Source organism: Bartonella eidoli (genome assembly GCF_036576145.1).
GTDB lineage: Bacteria > Pseudomonadota > Alphaproteobacteria > Rhizobiales > Rhizobiaceae > Bartonella.
In genome coordinates this window covers 1-20,265 of sequence record NZ_JBAFWX010000006.1, presented here as the reverse complement: position 1 = coordinate 20,265, position 20,265 = coordinate 1, and the positions used below count along the sequence as shown (strand labels likewise).

Genomic DNA, 20,265 nt, shown 5'->3' with positions numbered 1-20,265 from the left:
TCAAGAAGATTGAAATAAAGACTTTGATTATTCGTGATTTATCGTTTTTTGAATTTCTCTGCTATTGATAGTAGTGATTGGTTTTTGTGATAGGTTGAACTGTTAGTCTATAATAGTTCAACTTGTTGCTTTTGAGTTATAAAATTTAAAAGCTACTCTTGTAACAAACGTAAGGAAAATTCATGTTATATACAGCTGAGAAAATCATTAGCCTACACGAAGAGAAGCAAGAAATGCGTAACCGTGACTTTGCAATATCGATTGGCATATCTGAAGCGGAGCTTATTGCAGCCTATTGTACAACTGAAAAAGCAAAAAGATTAGAAGCTGATGTCAAAACTTTTTTGGAACATGCTCCTAAACTTGGAACAGTTATGGCATTAACGCGCAATGAAGAAGCAGTACACGAAATAACAGGATGTTTTGAAAAAGTTGTTCAAAGCCAACATGTTCCTCTCACGCTTGGTGAAATTGATTTGCGTATTTTTGCAAAACAATGGAAATTCGGTTTTGAATATGAAATGGTTATCTTAGGGCAACCTACAAAAAGCTTGCAATTTTTTGATCAATATGGTGTTGCCGTTTTCAAACTCTATTCCAAAGACGCAACGAATATGGAGGAATGGGATAACCTTGTTAACAAATTGCTTCATAAAGAGCAATCATCTATTCTTGATATCTCTACTACTCCCCCCCCTCAAGCAGAACATGATATAACAGATATTGATATTGATAAATTTCAAGAACATTGGCGCAATATGACAGACGTACATCAGCTTCATCAAATTATTTCTGAACTAAAAATTAATAGGCATGATGCTGTAAAATATGCTGGAAATGAATTTGCCAATGAATTAAAAATAGACGCTATTGAAATGATGCTTAATCGGGTTGTTCAACAAGAAATACCGATTATGTGCTTTGTTGGAAACAAAGGATGTATCCAAATTTTTAGTGGAAAAATAAAAAACATTAAGGCAATGGGGCCTTGGATTAATGTTCTAGATCAAAAATTTCATCTACATTTATTAATGTCTGGAGTTGAAAAGGTATGGTGTGTTCGTAAACCTACGAGCGATGGTTATGTTAGCTCACTTGAAGTTTTCAACAAAAATAATGACATGGTTATTCAATTTTTTGGTGTACGTAAGGAAGGTCAAAAAGAACGTCAAGATTGGCGCTCTTTATTAAAAAGTTTTTCCCAAAACCAAGAAATAGCAATAACTTAGAAAAGGAAATCGGATATGTTCGCATCTTTTTTGCATAGATTCTCGAACATTTTTTTTGTTTGTACCCTTCTTTTTTCTACATGCTTTTTGAAACAAGTTGTTGCTGAACCTACAACTCATTTTCCCGAACATGCGCGCATCGTTTCTATTGGTGGAGCACTTACAGAAATTGTTTATGCGCTAGGAGGGCAAGATCAGCTAATTGCACGTGATAGTACAAGTGTCTACCCACAGGAAGCACTCAAACTTCCTGTACTTGGCTACATGCGCACTCTTTCCCCTGAGGGCGTTTTATCGCTTGCTCCAGAAGGAATATTGCTTGTAGAAGGAAGCGGACCTCCTTCAACAATCGAAATTCTCAAAAAAGCATCTATCCCCATGGTAATTATACCGGAAAATTATTCCCGTGAAAGTGTAATAGAAAAAATTCGTCTCGTTGGCAAAGCAATTCATCGAGAAGTGCAAGCAGCCGCATTAATTGAAAAAGTCAATCATGACTTTTTAGAGAATGATGCTCTTTTAGCAAAAATAAGCAAACCAAAACGTGTTCTCTTTGTTTTATCTGTACAAAATGGGCGTGTTATGGCGTCTGGAACGGGGACAGCCGCTGATGGTATGATAAAACTTTCAGGTGGTATCAATGCCATATCGGACTATAAGGGATATAAACTCTTAAATAATGAAGCATTATTGAAATCAAATCCTGACGTTATTTTGCTTATACACCATAGTGGGAAATCTGCTAATATTGATAAAATATTAGCGATACCAGCAATTCAAGCAACAACTGCAGCAAAAAACCGCGCCATTAAACAGATGGATGCCATGTATCTTTTAGGGTTTGGTCCACGTGCTGCAAGCGCATCAAAAGAAGTTATTAATATACTTTATGGTGCAAAGAAAAACAATACAAGCTGGTAAAATGGTAGACAATACGTTTATGATACATACACCTGAAACAAAAGAAAATAAAAGAGAAAACCGAGCAAATTCGGGAAAAATTGTATTATTAAGCTTAATATTATTTCTTGCTTTCAGCATTTGGGGTGGCCTCTTAAATGGCGCATCAAATGCTTCTTTTCTTGACCTCATCAATATGATGCTCACTCAAGATTTTGCAGTAAGTAGTAAAACTCATGATTACCTCATACTTATCGAGATAAGACTTCCCCGTATTATTTTAGGTGTGTTAGTTGGAGCAGCCCTGGCTGTCTCTGGTGTTCTCATGCAGGGACTTTTTCGTAATCCTCTTGCAGACCCTGGAATTGTAGGTGTATCAGCAGGAGCAAGTCTTGGAGCTGTTTTGGCAATTGTTGTTGGTATTGCTTTTCCCTCTTCATTTTTACCTTTTCTAGAATCCTATAAAATAGTCATAGGTGCTTTTTTAGGTGGACTTCTATCAACCATTACTCTCTATGTCATAGCAACGGGTCATGGCTGCACCTCTATTGCAACAATGCTTCTTGCAGGTATTGCTCTTGGTTCTTTAAGCAGTGCTATCGTTGGAGTATTAATTTTTATTGCCAATGATCAACAGTTACGTGATATTACTTTTTGGAGTCTTGGCTCTCTTGCAGGCACTACATGGTTGAAAGTTTGGCTTGCTTTGCCTTTTATTTGCATCGGCCTTCTTTTTTCTCCTTTTTTATCACGAGCACTTAACGCCCTTTCTCTTGGGGAATCTGTTGCTGGCCATATTGGTTTCCATATTCAACGTGTTAAAAATATTTCTATCTTTCTTGTCGCACTTATGTGTGGTAGCGCCGTGGCCGTCAGTGGTGGCATTGGTTTTATAGGAATTGTTGTGCCACATATTCTTCGTCAAGTGATTGGTCCTGATCATCGCTATCTTATTCCCTGTTCTGCTCTCTTAGGAGCATCATTACTTATTTTTGCTGATACTTTTGCGCGCTTAATCGTCGCTCCTGCAGAATTGCCAATTGGAATTGTAACAGCGCTCTTTGGAGCACCTTTTTTCCTTTGGATACTTATACGTAAACGGAAGACAAACTCTCCATGATCGAAGCAATTAATATTTGCGTTCAACGCGGAAAAAAACAGATTCTTAACCATGTTAATATTCACGCTAAGAGTGGTGCTCTTACCGTTATCATTGGTCCTAATGGCTCCGGTAAAAGTACTTTTATCAAAGCACTCAGTGGAGAAATTCCTTATAGTGGAAAAATGACTTTAAATGGTCTCGATATCGCTCAAACAAAAGCTTATAAAATGGCAATGATGCGTGCAGTTTTACCACAATCAACAACATTGGCATTTCCTTTTTTAGTGTATGAAGTAGTAGAACTCGGTCTTTCCATAAATCAATTAACTATGGAAAAAACCGAATTACAGAATCTTCCCCAAAAAGCTTTAGAATATGTTGGGCTGTCGCACTATAGTAACCAATACTATCACAAATTATCAGGTGGAGAACAAGCTAGAGTACAGCTTGCCCGTGTACTTTGTCAGATATGGAAACCTGTTTATAGTGGGATTCCTCGTTGGATGATATTAGATGAACCTATTGCTAATCTAGATATCCAACACCAGCTCGTTGTTATGGATATTGCTAAAGATTTTGCTCGTCGTGGCGGTGGTGTTCTTGCTGTTTTACATGATCTTAACTTAGCTGCACATTATGCAGATAAAATGATACTATTAAAACAAGGAGAAATTTATTGTGAAGGCAATGTCTATGATGTTTTAACAACCAAAAATTTGCGTGATGCTTATCATTGCTCCTTAACAGTTTCTGAATTGCCTAAAGGAGATATTCCTTTTATTTTACCACAAACAGCATCCTCCCTATGAAAGCAGCATGAAAATCTATTTGATGTAATCAAAAAATAATTTTTAAGAGAAAAAATATATTAATAGGTTATTAACTTAACTATTTTCTGACTGGGTAAGAGCACTATACATCATAGCAAATCACTACCTTTTTTTATCATAGATTTATAATATATTCTTCCTAAGGATATATTTTAGTATGAAAAGGACTTAAGATAGGTGTTTGTTATATTATATCGTAACTTAAAAAGAAAATAACTTTGTTATTATAAATACTCCAAATTTCTAGTTTTAAAAATCACTTGCTATTTGTATAAAAAAGAACACGGATTTTTTCCGTGTCCGCAACATTATAAACAGCAGATAAATTACTAATTATCCAAAAAACTCATGATTTTATAGCGTAAACAACCGTTGCATTAACAGGTCGTGTTTCTGCTTCACCCGTAGAAGAAATGGTCACTTCATGCGTGTGTATACCAGAAGGATCTGTTTCACCGTCGTTTTTTATAAAATTAATCATAGCAACTTTACCACCAAGACCAATAGGACGATATTTCATTGTATCATATTGGAATGTGTGATTATGCTCTCCTGCCTCTTCAATGGTACAAGCATGTGTATGAGCTTTTATACTGTCTTTCTGCTCATCTGCAAAACTTCTGTTTTGATCTAAACCCCGACCATCATCAAAACCACGTAAAAACATCCCTCTAAAATCGGGAACTTTAAAGGTTGTAGCGCTTTTTTTTCCCCATTGATCACCTATTGCTTGAAATAACCGCGGATAATCTTTACGTTCATAGGTAGCACCATTACATAAAAGCCAACCACTTGGCACTTCTCGCATCGCGAATGTTGCAATAAATCCTGGAGGAAAAGTTTCTATTTTTGGGGGTGGAATTGGCGTAGGATTTAATAAATACCAACCATCCTGATCTTTTGCTGAAACATCATCATTATATACCATTTCATAAATACCACCTGACTGTAGCTCACCCCCTTTTAATGGTATAATACCTATATCAGTTGCTTTATATATAAGCTTCTCTTCTAAATTATTAACAACGACTGTCGTTACACCAATATTTTCTCCGCGTGCTTTAAAACGCACAATAATATCATTCTTATATTGAGTTATAGGTGAAACCGTTTTCAGCAGAATTGATGTTGTTTTCTCTTTTGCATTAATCATAAATTTTGAATCAATAGAACCACCACTATCTGCAAGATATTCGCGCACACGCTGCATCATCGCACGTGCACTATCATTGACAGAACTAGGTGGTTGACCTTCTGCCCAATTAACGATATCATCTGAGTTTGCGTTTTCATCAGCTGTTAACGACCAATCGTAAATATTAGACATTATAAGTCCCCCTGTTCTTCTTTAATAACTCTTTTGATTTTAATGAGGCAATCCAATTGCCTTTTTGATAAATTAAATAACCTAGGGTATGTGCACAAAAGTACAGAAACCTCTATTATTATCGATTTTATATATCTCACTTACTTTTATATTTTATACAGCGTTTGTTTTCTTATTTTATTTCCCCTCGATTTAATATACACTACCCTCCTCTTTTTATTATTAATAAAACCAAATCATAGGACTTATAAATATTATTCATAAAAACACCTTGCTGTATGAACATACAGCAATGCGTTTACTCTCCTATAACCTTAATAGAAAATTCTTAGGCAATTGGTATAACCTGAATAAAGCTTTCTTGCACTTTCTGATATTACCAACGTTTCAAAATGATTTACTCAATAACATTTGCACTGTCTGTTTTTACACCTTATATAGGTTTATATACATTTTGAAATTTATACAGTAGCTTCCATCTTTTACCTTGTAATACAAAGACTTCATAAGTTATTTTATCAAAATAACTTACATTTCTTTTTAATAGTCATTTAGATTAAATAAGCCAAAAAACTTCTACAAACTTTTTGTATCACCCACACGTTTTCTTTTTCTGCACACAGAATGCTTTTTCAAACGCCTTATCTTCTGCTAATTCTGCTAAATGTATCTTGCTAAGCGATTATCCTTTTTGAGCATTTTTATCCTCGATCTAAACCACTACTAAAGATAATCTTTACCTCAAAATGCCCCGACTTATGAAATAACGCACTCGACATACCAAGGATATCTCTTTCATATCCTTTCTCAAATCAAAGTTCATCTCAATTTTATGCTATTTATGCTAATAAAACGCTTACCTTCTTTGCCATTTTTACAAAGAAAGCATAGCATACCCTAAAAAGCGTACTTCAAGCAATTCCCCCCAATATTTAGCTGATAGTTTACTATATGTAGAGTTTTTTTGCAAGAACAATAAAATATCTTTGAAATAGATATTTACCAATAGTATTTCTATTTATGAAGCGTACTTCACCAAATATTCTCGTATGCTTCTATCAAGATACTCAAGCTGTAAAAATGTAATCACCTAACCACTTAATCAACGATTCACTTAATTTGATAAATATCTTTTTGAAACTATATTTCATAATTCTTTATGTAAGTTTCAAAAAAAATTTTAAATTTATGATCATAACAGAGTAAAAGCTACTCTCTACTGTATATTTCATGCGCTATTTATAAAGAGCTATCAATGGAGGATATTGTTTTGCCCATACATCAAAAAACATTGGCTGTCTTTTCTACAAAAATGAATGCTAAAACCATTTAAATTGATCGTGTTATCACTGTATCTGATATATCCTATTATGTATGATTTTAATACGCTGTATCATTTTTAATAGCGCTGCTCTCTTTTTCTATTAAAAGAAAACTTTTAGAACAACGACCAAACACTGATCGAAAACTAAACTCTTATTAAAAAAGATAACAAATAAAATTGTTGTGTCATATTTTTTACCTTTTTACTCAGAGCTTTTATTTCACATTTTTATTTTCTATTAATAATTATTAAAATCGTAATGAAATATCATTAAATCAATTACATTAATTTTATGTTTTAAGTTAAAAACTTCGCTCAACAATAAAATTATGATATTTGGTTATGTTGCTGTCTTAAAAAAATGAGTGATTTCCCCCCTCCTTTAGCTTCATCACCCCCCTATGTCAAAAGATAAAAGTTTCTTTTAAAACTTCATACGTATCTTTTAAGTTATACAAACCACTTATAAAAAAAACATCAAAATCATTAAAAATGTATCTTTACGATTGACAATATAGATATTTGAGCCAAACATACCTTTGTCAACAAAAGCGTTTTAAAGGGGGGAGATTATGCAAATATTATCAAATCTTTTGCATCTAGTTACATTAAAAGTTCTTAGACTTTATCAAACATTGCCTTGTATAAAGCAACATTTAGTCACCTCTAAACTCAAGAACAAATAATTAATAATCTAATATATTCCCCGCTAATATAGTAATCTGTTTTTGAACCATGTATCTACATGTATCTATAAGGAAAAAATTTGTGCAAAAAAATACTCCATCAATCAATTGCAGCCCTTTTCCCGCTTCACGCAAAATTTATCAACAAAGTCTTCTGTTTTCTGATGTACGCGTACCATTCCGTGAAATTTCATTAACCGATGGCAGTGGTGAGAAACCTTTAAATGTTTACGATACTTCTGGGCCCTACACCGACAAAGACATGATCATTGATATTAGAAAAGGCTTACCAGAAATCAGCTCATCTTGGCTCTCCAAACGTGCTGATACTGAGTCTTATCCTGCTCGTTCAATTAAACCGGAGGATAATGGATTTTCCTATGATAAAAACCATACACAAACCTTTGAACAAAAACGGCCCGTTTTGCGAGCCAAAAATGGAAAATCTGTTACACAAATGGCTTATGCACGTGCAGGCATTATTACCGCAGAAATGGAATATGTAGCTATCCGAGAAAATGAAGGAATGGCAATAAAAGACCCAAAAAGAGATAAACACAATAATACGCTGAATGGATCACTTCCAGAATTTTACACAGCCGAATTTGTCCGCAATGAAATTGCTTGTGGGCGTGCTATCATTCCTCACAATATTAACCATCCAGAATGTGAACCAATGATTATTGGACGCAATTTTCGTGTTAAAATTAATGCAAACATTGGAAATTCAGCAGTTACTTCATCTATGGCAAATGAAGTTGACAAAATGGTTTGGGCCATCCGTTGGGGAGCAGATACAGTTATGGATCTTTCAACAGGTCGAGGAATTCATAATATTCGTGAGTGGATTATTAGAAATTCTCCTGTTCCCATTGGAACTGTGCCAATTTACCAAGCACTTGAAAAAGTACATGGTATTGCTGAAAATTTAACATGGGATATCTTTCGTGATACCCTCATTGAACAAGCAGAACAGGGTGTTGATTATTTTACTATTCATGCAGGATTAAGATTACCTTTTATTCCTTTAACTATTAATCGCACAACAGGTATCGTTTCACGAGGTGGTTCTATTATGGCAAAATGGTGCCTACACCATCATAAAGAAAATTTTCTATATGAATATTTTGATGAAATTTGTGATATTGCACGTATGTATGATATTTCTCTTTCATTAGGAGATGGGCTGCGCCCCGGTTCTATTGCTGATGCCAATGATGAAGCTCAATTTGCAGAACTTAAGACTTTAGGAGAATTAACAAAAATTGCATGGGAAAAAGATGTACAAGTTATGATTGAAGGACCGGGCCATGTAGCGATGCACAAAATTAAAGAAAACATGGACAAACAACTGGATATTTGTCACGAAGCTCCTTTTTATACTTTGGGACCTCTTACAACTGATATAGCTCCTGGATATGACCACATTACATCAGCAATTGGTGCCGCTATGATTGGATGGTTTGGTACCGCCATGCTCTGTTATGTGACGCCCAAGGAACATTTAGGACTTCCTGATAAGAATGATGTCAAAACTGGTGTCATCACTTATAAAATTGCTGCCCATGTTGCGGATTTAGCAAAAGGCTTACCTAGGGCACAATTGCGCGATGATGCCCTCTCACGTGCACGATTTGACTTTCGATGGCACGACCAATTTAATCTTTCTCTTGATCCAGATACAGCCTGCGCTTTTCATGATGAAACAATGCCTAAAGAAGCTCATAAACTGGTACATTTTTGTTCTATGTGTGGACCAAAATTCTGTTCTATGCGCATTTCCCACGATATTCGTGATGCAGCAGCAAAAAAAACAAAAGACGAAGGAATGATTGCAATGGCAAAAGAATATAAAAAGAATGGTGAGCTTTATGTAGAAGTTATCCCTACTCAAAAAGAAGAGCTGGTAAAGAATTGAAAAAGGTCCTTATCAAAGGTGCGGGCATAGGCGGTTTAACAGTTGCCTTTATGTTACAACAAAAAGGCGTTTCTGTTACTGTATCAGCCCCACCTCATTCTCCCATAAGAACTGCAAGTTGGTATGCAGGAGGAATGCTGGCGCCTTATTGTGAAAGAGAAAATACTGGACAAACCATTGAAGATATTGGTATCAAAGCTATACGATGGTGGCGCAAAATACTGCCCAATCTTGTAGAGCAAAAAGGTACTTTAGTTGTTGCTCCAACACGAGATATTATAGAACTTGAACGTTTCTCCGAACGCACACATAATTACAAAATTGTAAAAAATGCAGAAATAGCTCATCTTGAGCCAGATATAGCGGAACGCTTTCATTATGCTCTTTTTTATGAAGATGAAGCACATATGGATCCTCGCAATGCACTTATAACTCTAAAGGAAAAGCTTATCCAAAATAAAGCCTGTTTTGTTGACGTAGATATATCTGAAAAAAACTTTGATATTATCATTGATGCAACAGGAATAGCGCGTTTAAAGAAAGATAAAAACATGCGAGGCGTTCGTGGTGAAATGTTGCTTGTGCGAAGCACAGATATTAAACTTTCTCGTCCAATTCGCCTTCTCCATCCACGTATTCCTCTTTATATTGTTCCTCGACAAAATAATGTTTTTATGATTGGAGCTACAATGATTGAAAGTGACTTCAATGGTGCTATTTCAGTGAGATCAATGATGGAGCTACTTAATGCAGCCTATACCTTACATCCAGCTTTTAGTGAAGCAGAAATCATTGAAACGGGAGTTGGTATACGGCCATGCTATCCTGATAACTTTCCTTGTGTCTATAAACGTGGTAATCATATTTTTATTAATGGATTTTATAGACATGGCTTTCTTTTATCTCCAGAAATGGCAAAGCGAGCAATGAAATTAGCACTGGAATGAAACATGGAAATATTGGTCAATGGCGAAGCAGTTCAAACAGAAGTCCTCTATCTGGATTTATTGTTAGAAGAATTGGGTTATAACGGAAATTGGCTAGCAACCGCCGTTAATGCTGAAGTTATTTCCATTAATAAACGGAGTCAATTTATCTTGCATGAAGGAGATAAAATTGAAATTTTAAGTCCAATGCAAGGAGGCTAAAATTATGCTGGATATTTATGGATGCAAATTTTCTTCTCGTCTTATGTTAGGTACAGCTCAATATCCCTCGCTAAAAATTCTTCGTGAAGCTATCCATGTGTCCGGAACAGAAATTGTGACAGTCTCATTGCGTCGAGAAACTGTAGGAGGAAAACAAAGTGGACAATTTTGGCAATTTCTTACAGAGCTTAATGTAAAAATACTTCCCAATACTGCTGGTTGCTTCAGTGTTAAAGAAGCCGTTACAACTGCCCAGTTAGCGCGAGATATTTTTAAAACATCTTGGATTAAACTTGAAATTATAGGGAACTCAGATACTTTACAGCCTAATGTTTTTTTGTTAATAGAAGCAGCGCAAATCTTAAAGAATGATGGTTTTAAAGTTTTTGCTTATACGACAGATGATCTCATCGTTGCTGAAAAACTTTTAGATGTTGGCTGTCGTGTTATTATGCCTTGGTGTGCTCCAATTGGCTCTGCCAAAGGTCCCCAGAATACAGATGGACTACGTTCTATCCGCGCTTACCTTCCTGATATTACCCTTGTTATTGACGCTGGCATTGGACGCCCATCACATGCTGCTATTGCTATGGAACTCGGTTATGATGCTGTCCTCCTAAATACTGCAATTGCTAAAGCAAATGATCCTGTTTTAATGGCTGAAGCCTTTTCTAAAGCTATTCAAGCAGGGCATATGGGATACAAAGCAGGTATTCTTGAAGCGCGTAATGTAGCAGTTCCTTCAACGCCAATCATTGGAAAAGCGGTATTTTCATGAAACTGGATCCGTTTTACCTTATCGTTGATACTGCTGATTGGATTGAACGTTTAGTTCCTCTTGGAATTAAACTTGTACAATTACGTATGAAAAATGAAAGTCCAAAAATTATTAGCCAACATGTCAGACGAGCTAAAAATATATGTGATAAATTCGGAGCACAATTAATTATTAATGACTATTGGACTATAGCAATTGATGAAAAATGCAAATTTATTCATCTCGGACAGGAAGACCTAAGCAATGCTGATCTGCCTGCAATTCGTAAAAATGGTATAGAATTTGGTCTTAGCACGCACGATGAGCATGAATTGGATACTGCAATATCTGTCAATCCAGCATATATTGCACTTGGTCCTATTTATCCAACAATCTTAAAAAAAATGAAGTGGATGCCACAAGGTCTGGAAAGAATTAAACAATGGAGGAAACAAATTGGTGTGTTACCTTTGGTTGGTATTGGTGGTTTAACACCAGAACGTGCAGTTTCTGTTTTACAAGCAGAAGCGGATAGTGCCGCTGTTGTAACCGATGTTATCCTTCATAAAAAACCCGAAGAACGTGTCCTACAATGGATAAAGGTAACGCAAGCATGGCGTTAATACCTTCTATTCTTATTATTGCGGGAACCGACCCAACCGGGGGAGCTGGTATCATTCGTGATATAGAAACAACCACACATTTTCAAATAAAAGCAAATTTGGCCATAACTTCCGTTAACGTACAAGATGATAATCATGTTGCTAAAATTGTTCCAATGAATGGGGAACTCATCACCGCGCAAATGCATATAGCCCTAGAATCCAAACAAATCAGTGCGATAAAAATCGGTATGACGGGGACTAAAGAGATTATAGAAGCAATCTGTAATGTATTAAAAGATTATCCTCACATTCCAGTTATTTTTGATCCTGTGCTTGTTGCCTCATCAGGGGGAAAACTAACAACTGAAACAATCAAAGATACTATAATCGATAAACTACTGCCTCACGTTGATCTTTTAACACCTAATATAGGAGAGCTGGCTCTTCTCAGTCAAAATGCACTGGCGTCTCATCATGAAGAAGCAATACAACAAGCCAAACAACTTCTATCATTTGGTTCACGCTATATATTGATAAAAGGTGGGCATACAAATGGTCCCTTTGCAATTGATAGTTTAATTGATAAAATTGAAATAAAAAACATCTCTGCTCCACGCTTAGCAGGAACAATGCGCGGAACCGGTTGTATCTTATCAAGTGCCATTGCAGCACATTTAGCATTAAATGAGTCTATGGTTGAAGCCGTAAAGAAAGCAAAAACATATGTCCACACATTACTTTTGAACAACTGTTTTTAAAAGTTTTAAGTTAGCATCATATCGCTTCTTAACACGCACTTTATAAAAATTTTAATATAAAGATTGACAATAAACCATCATAAAACTTGAAGAGTAATTCAATCTAGTTTATTCAATAATGAAATGTTAAATCAAACGCAATACACAATCTCCTATGAAGAACTTTTAGACTTTTACAAAGAAAGTGGTGTTGATGTCATCCTAGCTGATACACCCATTAATCGTTTTGATCAAACTGTTTTCCCGGAAAAAAAACTAAAACCTGCCATTGATATCTCTCAACATCAGAGAGAACCGTCAATCAGGAAACAGCACCATTCTCCACCGCATAAACCCGATATCAAGCAAGACATTCTTTCAGCTATAGAGATGGCAAACAATGCAAATACGCTTGATGAATTGAAATCTGCGCTCCTTTCTTTTAATGGATGCTCATTAAAATTAACAGCTAAAAATACCTGTTTTTCAGATGGGAAAGTAGGAAGCCCACTTATGCTCATCGGAGAAGCGCCTGGGCGAGAAGAAGACATACAAGGCATTCCTTTCGTCGGGAAAGCGGGTATATTACTCAATAAAATACTAGCATCAATTGGCTTAACAAGACAAAATGTTTATATAATAAACACTATTCCATGGCGCCCACCAGGAAACCGTACACCAACACCAAGAGAAGTCGCTTTATGCAGTCCTTTTGTTGAACGACATATTCACCTTGCTAATCCTCGTGTCCTTATGGCACTGGGGGGAATCGCTACGCAATTTCTCACTGGATATCAAAAAGGAATTATTCGAACACGGGGAAAGTGGCTTACCTATGTAAGAGAAAAAGAAATTCCCGTCATGCCAACCTTTCACCCAGCCTATCTTTTACGAATGCCTAGTCAAAAAAAGCTCACCTGGATAGATTTTTTAGAAGTTAAAAACTATTTAAATAATCTTTCATAATTCTTTAATCTTACTTTACCTCAAAAATAGATTACCCTTTTATTTATATTTACAACAGTTAGGAAAAATTATGGAACAGTCAAGAATGCCTATTTATCATTTAGAAGATTATCAACCGACTCCTTATATTATCCCTAAAACAAATCTTCACTTCTGCTTAGAACCAACAAAAACTTGTGTAACTGCAACATTGCTAATTGAAGCCCGTCAAGATACAAAGGAGGTCAAGCCTCTTGTCCTTTCTGGTGATGATCTTACACTAATTTCTGTTGCTATTAATGGCGAAACACTAGACAAAAGTTCTTATAAAAATACCCCTTCTCATTTAGAAATTATATCTCCACCGCAAACTCCTTTTACATTGCAATTAGTTACAGAACTAAACCCTGAACGCAACCGTAAGCTCATGGGGCTCTATCTTTCAAACGGTGTTTACTGTACCCAATGCGAGTCGGAAGGATTTCGTCGTATTACTTATTTTTATGACCGCCCAGATATTCTTTCCAGCTATACAGTAAAAATTGAAGCAGATTCTAAAACAACACCTATCTTACTTTCCAATGGCAATCTCATCCAAACAGGAACTATTGATGGTAATCGCCACTTTGCTGTTTGGGAGGACCCTTTTCCTAAACCATCCTACCTTTTTGCAATAGTTGGTGGAAACCTTGATAAATTAGAAGATCATTTTACCACTGTATCTGGCCGACGTATCACGCTTGGTATCTACGTAGAAAAGGGAAAAACTGAGCGAGCAACCTATGCAATGGATGCACTCAAACGTTCCATGCGTTGGGATGAACAATGCTTTGGACGCGAATATGATCTTGATGTTTTTAATATCGTTGCTGTATCGGACTTTAATATGGGAGCAATGGAAAATAAAGGACTTAACGTCTTTAATGACAAATATGTTCTTGTAGATCCTGAAACGGCAACTGATCATGATTATAGAAATGTTGAACGTGTCATTGCGCATGAATACTTCCATAATTGGACTGGGAACCGCATTACTTGCCGTGATTGGTTTCAACTCTGTTTAAAAGAAGGATTAACGGTTTATCGTGACCAAGAATTTTCCTCAGATCAAAATGTACGTAGTCTACAAAGAATTGAAAATATCAAAACATTAAAAGCTACACAATTTTCTGAAGATGCAGGCCCATTGGCTCACCCTGTACGTCCTCGTCAATATAGCCAAATCAATAATTTTTATACAACAACTGTCTATGAAAAAGGAGCAGAAGTAGTCCGTATGATACACACGATCTTGGGCTCTGCTTTATTTCGTAAAGGTACGGATCTTTACTTTCAACGCCATGATGGGCAAGCATGCACAATCGAAGATTTTATTGCCTGTTTTGCTGAAGTCTCTGGAAAAGATTTTTCACAGTTTATGTTGTGGTATGAGCAAGCTGGTACACCCAATGTGAAAATTGACAGTCATTATAATGATGGTGTCTTAACAATTCAGGCACAGCAACATATACCAGCCACACCTAAACAAAGTATAAAAAAACCTATGCTTATCCCTATCGCGTTTGGTCTCTTAGGAAGTAACGGAGAAGCATTAACTTATGAATCTGATGCTAATATTCAATCAAATGTTATGCTTATTTCTAAGGAAAACCAAACATTCACATTAAAAGGACTACGTGAAAAGCCTGTATTATCCTTACTTAGAGACTTTTCAGCACCTATCATTCTACAAACACCATTCAATGAAGACGAGCTGATTTTTCTCACTCAAAATGATAGTAATCAAATCAATCGCTGGCAGTCACTTAATCGTTTAATGACGCATGCGTTAATTCAAGCTATTCAAGATAAAACACCAGCAACAGTATCCATGTCCTCTACTTTGCTAAAAGTAATTGAAACCATCATAACAGATGAAAACCTAGAACCAGAATTTCGCGCATTTTGTTTAAACTTACCTAGTGAAGTTGAGCTTGCCAACTTAATTGATGAAAATATTGACCCAGACCGCATTCATTATGTGCGCAATCAGTTTTTAGCTTCCATCGCACATACCCATCAGGAGCTTTTTACAAAAATTTATACACGTATGAAGGTTCAAGAACCCTATTCACCACATACTGAGCAAGCCGGGAAACGAGCATTACGGAATATTGTACTAAACTACCTTTCTATTGCTGAAGCTAAACCGGATCGTGCTGCCGCACAATATGAAATGGCTGATAATATGACTGACCGTATGGCCAGTATAACCACTTTAGTGAAACATTTTAATGCAAGTGAGCAAGCACAAAATGCTTTAAATGACTTTGAGAATCGCTATCGACACGACCCTTTGGTTATGGATAAATGGTTCTCCATTCAAGCAATGGTTTCTGAAGAATCAACTCTTGATCGTGTTAAACAACTTATGCAGCATCCACTCTTTTCAAAGGACAACCCTAATCGCGTGCGCGCTTTAATCGGTGTCTTTGCGTCTAATAATTTAACAGGATTTAATAGAATTGATGGTGCCTCTTATCAATTTCTTTGCCAAATAATTTTAGAAATTGATAAAAAAAATCCACAACTTTCTTCACGACTGTTAACAACAGTACGCTCTTGGAAGAAATTAGAACCTATTCGGCGACAAAAACTTGAAGATGCATTAAAAACAATTGCGGAATCTTCTCAATTATCAAGTGATGTTTCAGATATAGTAAGCCGCATACTTGCTTAAAAATATTATAATATGATTTGAAAGCCCTTACCCATAAACAGGAATTTAAAACCTGTTTATGGGTGAATTAATATTTATTTCTATCGTTTATTAATATTTATTTCTATCGTTTATGTAGCATATCCATAAGAGTAGAATCATTTTTCAAAAAAAAGACTGGACAGAAGACTCCTGTTTTGATTCATTATGTTTGTGGAGTTACTACAAATGTTGAAGCAGTCTTTAGTCACATTATTTCATAATTAGAGGAACCTGAAATGGCGAAATTGGACGCATATAATGCGCCAACAGAAATGTATGCCGCTTCAAAATTAAATTATCAAGGCCGCAAGACGCGGACAACGTATGTCGCTATGCTTTTTGGTTCAGTTTATAAAAAGCTTTTATTTGTTGAACCTTGGCTGCGGCGTTCTATTCCAATTATAATTATTATATTCCTCATTGTATTGGCAGCTATTCGTTTCGTTCTAATCTACGATTGGCGCCATACCATTGATAAAAATACGCATTCGACGATTACTCTCTTAACCACCCATGTTGCAAATATAATCGACAGTGATTTACTTGCTTCTACTCGATTAGAAAAAACGGCTTCTCTTTCTCATGGTCATTTACAAAATATCCTTACCAATTTTTATAATCAAGGTCTTATTAATTCCAGCATTACTATCACTATAGTAGATAAACAAGGAATCGTTTTAGCATCATCAAATTCAGAGATCACAGTAGGAAAACCTTTACAAAATTTTATATCTGAGAATATTACTTTACACCCTCTGAAAAAGAATGCTGGTATACTGAAAATCACAGTAGGTAGAGACGACCCAGCCTTCGCCTCATTCAGCCAAACAAACAACGGACAATACGGTGTATTAGTTAGTGAAAAGATGCAACATACCTATATGGAATGGCAGAAAGCTTTTTCATTAAACATGACTCTGTTCATAGCGACTGCTGGTATTATTTTATCACTCCTTTATGCTTACTATAATCAAATTGTGCGAGCACGCAATACAGACACAATTTCAGAAAAAATTCAAAACCGTATTGACATGGCAATGATGCGTGGCCGCTGTGGACTGTGGGATTGGAATATGGCAAGTGGGCGTGTCTACTGGTCTAGAGCAATGTATGAAATGCTTGGTTATGTTCCTCAAGATGCGCTACTTTCAATATCCCAAATTACCGCCATTATTGATCCAAATGATGCTGACTTTTTTGACCTTGCTCAAGAATTAATGAGTGGTAAAAAAAGACATATCGATATTAACGTCCCCATGCGTCATGCTGACGGCCATTATGTATGGATGCGCATTCGTGCAGAAGTTACTGAAGAAGAAGAACCACATTTAGTTGGAATTTCCTTTGATATTAGTGAACAACGTCAATTAGCCGAACAAACAGCACAAGCTGACCTTCGTATTCGTGATGCCATTGAAAATATTTCAGAATCTTTTGTATTATGGGATTCAGAAAGACGTTTAGTCATGTCCAATAGCAAATTTTGCGAATATGCCTCTATCCCTAAACAGAATTTACAATCAGGCATCCAACGTGCAACTGTTGAAGCTATGGCACGCCCTGCAATCAGTGAGCACCTCCTTAAAGATGATGGCGCAGGGAATTTAACCAGTATTCGCCAAACAGCAGATGGTTATTGGCTCAAAATTAATGAACGGCGTACCCAAGATGGGGGACTTGTTTGTATTGGAACTGATATTTCTGAGTTAAAACAACAACAAGAAAAATTTGAAGACAGTGAAAAACGTCTTTTTTCTTTTATTCAAGAGCTCAAACGTGCAAGAGGAAACGCTCAGCAACGTGCAACAGAAGTAGAAAAGCTTAACAAAAGTTTGAAAGAAGAAAAAGAGCGTGCAGAAAGTGCTAACAAAGCAAAATCAGAATTTTTAGCTAATATGTCCCATGAATTACGTACCCCACTTAATGCTATTCTTGGTTTTTCAGACATCATGTTACAATCCACTTTTGGTCCTCTTGGCTCACAACGTTATAAAGAATATGTACATGATATTTACAGTTCGGGAACCCACCTTTTAACTCTAATAAATGATATTCTTGATATGTCAAAAATAGAAGCGGGAAGATTTACTCTTGATTGTAAAAATACCGATATTGAACCTATCATTAGTGAAACAGTGCGAACACTTATGCCTCAAGCTCAAGATAAAAATATTGCGATCACAACCAATATTACTTCAGAACTGCATGCTGAAGTTGACAACCGCGCTATAAGACAAATTTTCCTCAACCTCATTTCTAATGCTGTTAAATTTACACCTTCCGGTGGTAGTATTGATGTTTGTGCGTTCCAAAAAGAAAATGATCTTATTTTTATAATTAAAGATACAGGTGTTGGCATCCCTCAATCAGCAATCAAAAAGCTTGGACAGCCTTTTGAGCAAGTTGAAAATCAGTTTACTAAAACTCATACCGGTTCAGGTCTTGGTCTAGCAATCTCACGCTCTCTGTTAGAATTACACAAAGGAAATCTTGAAATTACCTCTAAAGAAATGAAAGGTACAACTGTAACCATTACAATGCCAATTCGACAAAATAAATCTTAAAAAATATACTGCACTTTCACCATAATAATATCTATTATCTTAACGTCAAAATGATAATTTATATTGAGTTAACTTATTCAAAATTTCTATTTATTTTAAAAGTGTACTTGGAATACTCATTATACATTGTAAATAAAAGAAAAATTAACTTTTTTATAAAAAGTTCAACATCTTTTTACAACTTCAAAAAATGATGCTTAATAAATATGACTCCCAAAATAAAAGCCTCATTTTAAAATGAGGCTTTTAAAAAGCTTAATCGCAAAAATAATTAAAATTTATAAGCTACACCAAGACGAAAATCGTTAGTTTTATAGCCAATTTTTACTTTTTCATGCGCAAATTTTTTCTTACCAAGGTCTGAGTAACGATATTCCGCACGTAAAATGACATTATCAGTCATTGCAAAATCAATACCCCCTCCAATAGTATAACCTACCATTGTTTTATTCTCATCCTGCAATAAGTCAGAGAAATCATCGTGTACTGCATCAAACTTAGCTTCATAAATATTCTGAAGCTGCGCATAAGTAACACCGCCTGCAAGATAAGGCATCATACGATCAGCAACAAAGCCAAGCCGTACCCGTGTTGCACCGAACCATTTTTGTTTTAAAGTATGATGCACAGCTCCTAAATTTACTGTAGCAGCTGGTACTTCAGCAGTACTAGGTCCTTCTCCTGGATTGTCATCCCCCTCACCTTCTCGCACCATTACGTTTCTTTCAAAAAAATTAATATCTTTTGTATCTTTTTTATCGGACCATATTATATCTGTATCGACACCTATAATAAATCCGTTATCTATATCAATATTAGACCCTGCATAAATACCACCTATGACACCGGAAGGTTTAGGTACAACTCCCTTTTTTGCTTGATGCCATTTTTCATCATTATCTAAGTAATTTATAGCAGTCCTACTTGAAAAACCACCAAATTGACCCCCAAGATAAAACCCTGTCCAAGAAAAATTTGGAGCCACAACCACAGGCGCTGATACAGGCGCTGATACAGGCGCTGACCGTTCAGGAACCGCAATATCCGCTGCTTGTGCTGCAGAAACTACAAATAAAGAAAAAATAGATGTTGTGATTAAGTATTTTATCATAACTGCTCCCCAATAGCATAGCTAATAAACGTTAAAAGAATAAATCATATTTTATAAAAAATCTGTAGCAAAAATGGTACAGTTATGAAAAAAATAAAATATAATTAAAATCCAAAATAGATTTTAATAGGCATTGCTGATTATTTAACTTTCTAAATCAATAATTACCTTATCAATTTTTATAATATTTTATATTTATAATCATTTAATAATATTATATAAAAATAGCTATCGTGTTATTTTTATTAAGTATTATAATAAATAAAATTTATAAAAAACAATATAATTTAATATTGTAAAAATAATATACTATGTAATCACATTAGTAATATATTTTATTAC

General features: G+C 35.5%; 15 protein-coding genes. 13 read left to right on the top strand and 2 right to left on the bottom strand.

The window, feature by feature from the left end; genetic code table 11:
* Positions 1–182: 182 nt before the first annotated feature.
* From V5N68_RS04905 to V5N68_RS04890, 4 genes are read left to right on the top strand one after another with little or no spacing between them, the layout of a single operon-like run.
* Positions 183–1,229 carry a hemin-degrading factor gene (locus V5N68_RS04905; RefSeq protein WP_332066071.1) on the top strand — a complete coding sequence of 349 codons (1,047 nt, stop codon included), beginning with the start codon at positions 183–185 and terminating at the stop codon, positions 1,227–1,229.
* A 15-nt stretch (positions 1,230–1,244) separates the two neighbouring features.
* Positions 1,245–2,150, top strand: coding sequence for a heme/hemin ABC transporter substrate-binding protein (locus tag V5N68_RS04900; RefSeq protein ID WP_332066070.1), 906 nt, complete (start codon positions 1,245–1,247; stop codon positions 2,148–2,150).
* Position 2,151: 1 nt separating this feature from the next.
* Entirely contained in the window at positions 2,152–3,249 is a 1,098-nt protein-coding gene (locus V5N68_RS04895) for a FecCD family ABC transporter permease (RefSeq protein WP_332066069.1), read from the top strand.
* On the top strand, positions 3,246–4,040 hold the full coding sequence (locus tag V5N68_RS04890; RefSeq protein WP_332066068.1) for a heme ABC transporter ATP-binding protein: 795 nt from the start codon (positions 3,246–3,248) through the stop codon (positions 4,038–4,040). Before V5N68_RS04895 ends, V5N68_RS04890 begins: the two co-directional genes overlap by 4 nt.
* 367 nt (positions 4,041–4,407) lie before the next feature.
* Here the strand turns inward: V5N68_RS04890 and bgtC are convergent, their stop codons facing one another.
* On the bottom strand, positions 4,408–5,388 hold the full coding sequence (bgtC, locus tag V5N68_RS04885; protein ID WP_332066067.1) for a gene transfer agent tail collar protein BgtC: 981 nt from the start codon (positions 5,386–5,388) through the stop codon (positions 4,408–4,410).
* A gap of 2,092 nt (positions 5,389–7,480) precedes the next feature.
* On the opposite strand from bgtC, the gene thiC reads away from it, so the two are divergent.
* The 9 genes from thiC (at position 7,481) to V5N68_RS04840 (ending at position 18,812) form a co-directional block, all read left to right on the top strand.
* Positions 7,481–9,316 (top strand): phosphomethylpyrimidine synthase ThiC, encoded by a 1,836-nt coding sequence (gene thiC / locus V5N68_RS04880; RefSeq protein ID WP_332066066.1) that lies wholly within the window; start codon positions 7,481–7,483, stop codon positions 9,314–9,316.
* Positions 9,313–10,263 carry an FAD-dependent oxidoreductase gene (locus V5N68_RS04875; RefSeq protein ID WP_332066065.1) on the top strand — a complete coding sequence of 317 codons (951 nt, stop codon included), beginning with the start codon at positions 9,313–9,315 and terminating at the stop codon, positions 10,261–10,263. Before thiC ends, V5N68_RS04875 begins: the two co-directional genes overlap by 4 nt.
* A gap of 3 nt (positions 10,264–10,266) precedes the next feature.
* Positions 10,267–10,464, top strand: a complete 198-nt coding sequence (thiS, locus tag V5N68_RS04870; RefSeq protein ID WP_332066064.1) for a sulfur carrier protein ThiS — start codon at positions 10,267–10,269, stop codon at positions 10,462–10,464.
* Between the two features lie 4 nt (positions 10,465–10,468).
* Positions 10,469–11,242, top strand: coding sequence for a thiazole synthase (locus V5N68_RS04865; RefSeq protein WP_332066063.1), 774 nt, complete (start codon positions 10,469–10,471; stop codon positions 11,240–11,242).
* Entirely contained in the window at positions 11,239–11,844 is a 606-nt protein-coding gene (locus V5N68_RS04860) for a thiamine phosphate synthase (RefSeq protein ID WP_332066062.1), read from the top strand. The genes V5N68_RS04865 and V5N68_RS04860 overlap by 4 nt, the downstream gene beginning before the upstream one ends.
* Positions 11,835–12,584: a hydroxymethylpyrimidine/phosphomethylpyrimidine kinase gene (locus V5N68_RS04855; RefSeq protein WP_332066061.1), complete on the top strand. Its 750-nt coding sequence runs from the start codon at positions 11,835–11,837 to the stop codon at positions 12,582–12,584. Before V5N68_RS04860 ends, V5N68_RS04855 begins: the two co-directional genes overlap by 10 nt.
* A gap of 123 nt (positions 12,585–12,707) precedes the next feature.
* On the top strand, positions 12,708–13,529 hold the full coding sequence (locus V5N68_RS04850) for a uracil-DNA glycosylase (RefSeq protein ID WP_332066060.1): 822 nt from the start codon (positions 12,708–12,710) through the stop codon (positions 13,527–13,529).
* A 70-nt stretch (positions 13,530–13,599) separates the two neighbouring features.
* On the top strand, positions 13,600–16,227 hold the full coding sequence (gene pepN, locus V5N68_RS04845) for an aminopeptidase N (RefSeq protein WP_332066059.1): 2,628 nt from the start codon (positions 13,600–13,602) through the stop codon (positions 16,225–16,227).
* A gap of 257 nt (positions 16,228–16,484) precedes the next feature.
* Entirely contained in the window at positions 16,485–18,812 is a 2,328-nt protein-coding gene (locus V5N68_RS04840; RefSeq protein WP_332066058.1) for a PAS domain-containing sensor histidine kinase, read from the top strand.
* A 271-nt stretch (positions 18,813–19,083) separates the two neighbouring features.
* Here V5N68_RS04840 and V5N68_RS04835 read toward each other — a convergent pair whose 3' ends face one another.
* Positions 19,084–19,923, bottom strand: coding sequence for an outer membrane protein (locus tag V5N68_RS04835; RefSeq protein ID WP_332066057.1), 840 nt, complete (start codon positions 19,921–19,923; stop codon positions 19,084–19,086).
* Positions 19,924–20,265: the final 342 nt, after the last annotated feature.